The organism is Actinomadura sp. CNU-125, from assembly GCF_001942465.1.
In the GTDB taxonomy this organism is placed as follows: domain Bacteria; phylum Actinomycetota; class Actinomycetes; order Streptosporangiales; family Streptosporangiaceae; genus Spirillospora.
Window position 1 is genome coordinate 1 of sequence record NZ_MKJY01000309.1, and the last position, 5,646, is coordinate 5,646.

Sequence of the window (5,646 nt, forward strand, 5' to 3'; positions counted from 1 at the left end):
GCGGGCGGGCCTGGCGGTGCTGGGCGACGACGTCCGCGACTGGCCCGCCCGGCGGGCCGCGGCACTGCGCCTGGCGGACGCCGCCGGGGACGCGCCGTTCGCCGCGCGGGCGCGCTGGTTCCTGGCGTTCGCGGGCTCGGACGTGGACGACGTCGCGGCGGCCGAAGCCGTCTCGGCGGAGCTCCTCGCGGCGTTCCGGGAGTCGGGCGACGCGTGGGGCGAGGCGGCGGCGCTGCTGCTGCGCGCCAAGCACGCGTTCGTGCACAACGACACGGCCGCGCTGGAGCGGGACGCGTCGCGCGCCGCCGCGCTGTTCGGCGATCTCGGCGACCGGTGGGGACGGCTGCAGGCCACCGAGTGGCTCGGCGGGCTCGCCGAGATGACCGGCGACTACGACCGGGCCGAGCGGTTCCACCTCGACGGGCAGCGGATGGCGGAGGAGCTGCGGCTGTGGCCGGACGTCGCGTCGCGGCTGGCGTGGCGCGGCTGGACCGCCGTCGTGCGCGGCGATCCGGAACGGGCGCTGCGGCTGTGCGGCCGGGCGCTGCGGATCGCGACCGAACAGGGGCAGCAGCCGCTGGCCCTGTTCGCGGAGTCGGGGCTGGGGCTGGCGGAGCGGCACGCCGGGCTGCTGGACGCGGCGCACGAGCGGCTCACGCGGCTGGTCGGGGACGTCTCGCCCGACGAGTACCCGCCGCTCTCGCTGACGCTGAGCCAGACCGGCCTCGGCTACGTGGCGGAGTTGCGGGGCGACGCGGAGACGGCCGTCCGGTTCCACCGGGACGTGCTGGCCGTCGCGCTGCGCCTGGACTCGCCGCGCGACGTCGCGGCCGCGCTGGAGGGGCTGGCGGGAGCGTACGGGCTGACGGGCGACCACGCGGAGGCCGCCGCGCTGCTGGGCGGGGCCGCCGCCGTCCGCGCGGGGGTGCGGACCCCGGCGAGCCCGGCGGAACGCACCGACATCGACCGTGCCGTCGGACGGTCCCGGGCCGGGCTCGGCGCGGACGCGTTCGAGGCGGCGTTCGAGGCGGCGTTCGCGGACGGTGCGGGCCGCGACCCCGCGGACGTCCTGCGGCACGCGGAGACGATCGCGGGCCCGTCCCCGTGGCGGGCGCGGCCCGACGACCGCCGACCACCGCCCGCTGACCGGGGAAATTAACAACTAACTTTCGTAATTGTTGCGATTTGCCCAAGGTCATTGTGCCGTGGATCACCGGTCTTGATCATTGACGATCATGTGGCATCCGGGGCTTGTGGCCAGGCGGATGGCGGGGGACCGGGCGCTGGTCCTGGCCGCCTGCGCCACCGTGCTGTTCGCCACGACCGTGCTGTCCGCGCTCGTCGGCTACGGCGGGTCGGTCACCCGCGAGGGGCTGCGCCGCACCCTCGGCGACGCGACGTTCGCGACGGCCGGGACGACGATCACCGGGCACGTCCCCGGCGGCGGCTTCGCCGAGACGCGGCAGCGGGTCGACGACGCGCTCGGGAACATCTACCGCGACACCCCGCTGTCGGTCGCGCTGGGCGCGCGCAGCGACTCCTACACGCTGCCGGGCCAGGAGGACGCCGAGCATCCCGAGCTGACGGTCTTCGAGACGCACACCGCGATCGAGCGGCACGCCCGCCTCGCCGAAGGCCGCTGGCCCGGCGCCGACGGCGCCGACGAAGGCGACGGCGGCGGCGCCGTCGAGGCGGTGCTGCCCGCACCGGCCGCCGAGGCGATGGACGTCGCCGTCGGCGACGAGCTCACGCTGCGCGGACGCGTCGACGACGGCGCGGTCGCGCGGGTCACGGTCGTCGGGCTGTTCGAGGTCCGCGACCCGCGGCACCACGTGTGGAGCGGCGACCGGCTGATCACGACGGGCGCCGAACGGCTCGACTACACGACGTACGGGCCGTTCGTCGTCCGTCCCGAGGTGTTCGCCGCACGCTTCGCGGGCGGGACCGGGACGGACGCGCGCTGGACCGTCATGCCCGGCCTGCGCGACGTCGAGCCCGTGACCTCGGCCCGCTCGGCGACCGGGTCGCGCGCGGCGCCGACGGCCTCGCCGAGCAGGGCACCGGCACCCGGTTCACCGTCGTGACCGAACTGCCCGGGCTGACGGACCAGGTGCGCGGCGCGGCGCAGGTGGCACGGTCCACGATGCTGATCCCGGTGCTGCAGCTCGTGCTGCTGGCGGGCTGCGCGTGGCTGCTGGTCGCGCGGCTCGTCGCCGACCACCGGCGCGGCGAGGTGGCGCTGCTGCGCACCCGCGGCCTGGGGATGCGGCTGCTCGCCGGGCTCGTGCTCGCCGAGGGCCTGCTGGTCGCGGCGCCCGCCGCGGTGCTCGGGCCGCTGCTGGCCGGGCCGCTGCTGCCGCTCGCCGGGCTGGTGCCCGCCGTGCGCGCCGCCGGGCTCACCCCGGACGCGGCCCGCTCGCGCCGCTGTACGCGGTGTCGTGACGACCTCGCTGGCGTGCGCGGTCGCGCTGACCGTCCCGACGCTGCGCGGCGCGAACCGCACGTTCGTCGAGGCGCAGGCGGGCATCGGCCGGACGGCGCGCGGACGGCTGCGCCGCTCGCGGCGGGCAGCCTCGCGCTGCTGCTCGTCGCGGCCCTCGCGATCTGGCAGCTCACCCGCTACGGCGCGGACGGTGCGGGCGGCGGTGGCGGCGGCACCGCGACGGGCGTCGACCCGTTCATCGTGTCCGGCCCCGCGCTGGGCCTGCTCGCGGGCGGGGGTGCTGCTGCTGCGGCTGCTGCCCGTCGCGACCCGCGCCGCCGAACGCTTCGCCGCCGGGGGCCGCGGGCTCGTGCCCGTCCTCGGCGCCCGCCAGGTCGGCCGCCGGCCGCTCCGCTACGCGGGCCCGGTGCTGCTGCTCGTCATGCGATGGCCGTCGGCGTCCTGTCGGTGACGACGACGGCGACCTGGCGGGGCTCGCAGCTCGACCAGGCCGACTTCCGCAGCGGCGCCGACCTGCGGCTGACCGCCGAGGAGGGCCCGACCGCCCTCGGCGCCGCCGGACGGTTCGCGGCGCTGCCCGGCGTCACCGGCACCGCCGCGGTGCTGCGCACCGACGCCTCCCTCGGCACCGGCGAGGCGACCCTGCTCGCCGCCGACACGCAAGCCCTCGGCCCGCTGCTGCGCGTTCGCGACGGGCTGCGCGACGGCCTGCGGCTCGGCGACCTGACGGCGAAACGCCCGGCCGCGCCCGCGATCGCCGTCCCCGGCGAGCCCGGACGGCTGGAGTTCGAGCTGCGCCTCACCCGCGAGGGCCCGCCGCGCGGAGACGCCCCCGAACCGCCGGACGACGCGTCCTTCACCGTCGCCGCGACCGTCGCCGACGCGCGCGCTGCTGCGCCGCGTCGACCTCCCGGCCGTGCCCGCCGACGGCCGCGCCCACACCGTCGGCGTGCCCGTCGCCGACCTCGCCGGGGAGGGCGGGAAGCCGGAGTTCCCGCTGTCGGTCCGCGCGTTCCACTACTCCTACGACGACAACACGGCCGCCGGGCCGCTCCGCCTGGAGGTCCTCGCCGTGCGCGGGGACGCCGCGGCGGCCGCCGCGACCGTCCCGGACGGTGCGCGCTGGCGGCTCACCGACGACCTGGCCCCGCCCGACGCGGCGCCCGAACCGAACGAGCGGGACGGCGGCGAGCTCGCCGATCTGCCGATCCGCGCGTCCGAACCGCCGTCGTCGTCCGGATCGTCCGTCCAGGTCGGGAGCGGGTACGGCGTCCACGCCGTCCTCACCGCACCGGATGCGAAGGCGCCCGCCGCGACGCCCGGCGCGTCCGCCGCGGACGGCCCGCTGCCCGCCGTTCCCGGCGTCGTCACCCGCGAGACCGCCGGGCGCGCGAAGGTCGGCGTCGGCGGCACCGTCACCCTCGGCACTCCCGACGGCGACCAGCCGGTCACCGTCGTCGGGATCGTGCCCGCGCTGCCCACGACCGCACCCGACCGGCCGGGCGTCCTGGTCGACCTGCCCGCCCTGCAGAGCACCCGGCTCGCCGCGGGCACGGACATCGCCGGGGTCGAGCCGGGCGAGTGGTGGGCGGCGGTGCGCGGCGGCGACACCGGTCCCGCGGCCGCCGCACTCGCGGACCGTCCCGCCTGGGGGAAGGTCGCCGGGGACCGGTCCGCGCTGCGCGCCAAGCTCCGCGACGCCCCGCTCGGCGCCGCCCTGCAGGGCGCGCTCGTCCTCGGGTTCGGGGCGGCCGTCGCCTTCGCCGCCCTCGCGTTCGCGGTGACGCCGCCGTCACCGCCGGGGAGCGCGCCCGCGAGTTCGCGGTGCTGCGCGCCCTCGGCGTCCACCCCCGGCAGGTCGCCGGGATGCTGGCCGTCGAGCAGGCGTTCCTCGTCCTGCTCGGCCTCGCGGGCGGCACCCTGCTCGGGTTCGTCATGGCGCGGCTCGTCGTCCCGCACATCGTCATCGGCGTGCAGGCCGCGCCGCCGTACCCGCCCGCCGACCTGGTCGTCCGATGGCCGCTGGTGCTCGCCATGCTCGCGGGCGCCGTCGCGATCCTCGGCCTGGTCCTGCCGCCGGTGCTGCGCGCGCTCGGGCGCGGCGAGCCCGGCACCGGACTCCGAGCGGGGGAGGAGTGATGACCCGTCTGCTGAACGGCCCCTGGATCCGGCTGGCGCGCGCGCACTGGGCGCCCCTGGCCGCGCTGGGCGTCCTGACGCTGGTGACCGCGCTGCTCGCGGTGACCGTGCCCGCCTCGACGGCCGCCGGGTACGACCGCGCCGCGGCCGCCGCCCTCGGCCCCGCGCCCGCCGTCCGCGTCGAGGGGAAGGCGCGCGTGGACGCCGCCGCGACGGCGTCCCGAACGCCGCCGGGATGCTGCACCACGCGCGCGCCTGGGCGGCCCTGCTGCCGCCCGAGCTGAGCGCGGTCACCGGCCCCGGCGAACCGTCGATCACGACCGACCCGATGGCCGTCCCCGGCGACCACCGGCCGCGGATGCTGGCGCTGAGCTGGGAACCGGGCGCGTCCGACCGGGTCCGCTACGTCGCCGGGCGCCGCCGCTGAACCGGCCGCAGCCCGGCGAGGGGCCCGGCGTCGTCGACATCGCGGTGTCGCAGCGGTACGCCGAACGGTTCGGCTACGGGGTCGGCGACCGGCTCGACCTGAACGACGAGGCGGCCGGGCCGCTGCGCGTCCGCATCACCGGCCTCTACCGTCCGGCGGACGCCGCCGACCCGTACTGGACGGAACGCGCGCAACTGCTGCGGCCCCTGACGCGCTCGCTCGCCCTCGGCACCGAGGCCGACGTGGGCACCGCCCTCACCGACCAGGGCGGATACACGCGGCTGACCGACGCCCCGGCCCGGCAGCTCACCTACACCTGGCGGTTCCCCGTCCTGCCGGACGCCGTCGGCGCGGAGAACGCCGCCGCGACCGCCGCCGGGCTGGAGGCCTACCGCACGGCCGTCGAGGGCCGCACCGGGATCTTCCCGTGCGCCGTCGAGTCGTCCCTCGGCGACGACCTCGCCGGGTACGCCGGACGGCTGAGCACCGCCCGGTCCGTGCTCGGCCTCGCCGTCGGCGGGCTCGCCGCCGTCGCCGCCGGGGTGCTGCTGCTGGCCGCCGGGCTGCTCGCCGAACGGCTCCGCCCGCCGCTCGCCGCCATGCGGGCCCGCGGCGCGTCGCTGCCGCAGCTCACGCG

5 protein-coding genes and 1 pseudogene are annotated in these 5,646 nt (G+C 78.4%); all 6 read left to right on the top strand.

Features of this window, described 5'->3' with window-relative positions:
* A pseudogene (locus tag BJF79_RS56060) lies at positions 1–1,159 on the top strand (AfsR/SARP family transcriptional regulator); the annotation flags it as partial.
* Positions 1,160–1,265: 106 nt separating this feature from the next.
* Complete coding sequence (locus BJF79_RS30255; protein ID WP_075902527.1) at positions 1,266–2,084, top strand: hypothetical protein; 819 nt, start codon at positions 1,266–1,268, stop codon at positions 2,082–2,084.
* A complete protein-coding gene (locus BJF79_RS51680; protein WP_083734194.1) occupies positions 2,081–4,582 on the top strand; it encodes an ABC transporter permease in 2,502 nt (833 codons plus the stop codon). The genes BJF79_RS30255 and BJF79_RS51680 overlap by 4 nt, the downstream gene beginning before the upstream one ends.
* A complete protein-coding gene (locus BJF79_RS30280; RefSeq protein ID WP_075902537.1) occupies positions 4,582–4,866 on the top strand; it encodes a hypothetical protein in 285 nt (94 codons plus the stop codon). Before BJF79_RS51680 ends, BJF79_RS30280 begins: the two co-directional genes overlap by 1 nt.
* On the top strand, positions 4,818–5,009 hold the full coding sequence (locus tag BJF79_RS30285; RefSeq protein ID WP_075902539.1) for a hypothetical protein: 192 nt from the start codon (positions 4,818–4,820) through the stop codon (positions 5,007–5,009). The genes BJF79_RS30280 and BJF79_RS30285 overlap by 49 nt, the downstream gene beginning before the upstream one ends.
* Before the next feature lie 44 nt (positions 5,010–5,053).
* The coding region (locus BJF79_RS30290) for a hypothetical protein (protein WP_262402756.1) at positions 5,054–5,646 on the top strand (593 nt) is incomplete at its 3' end.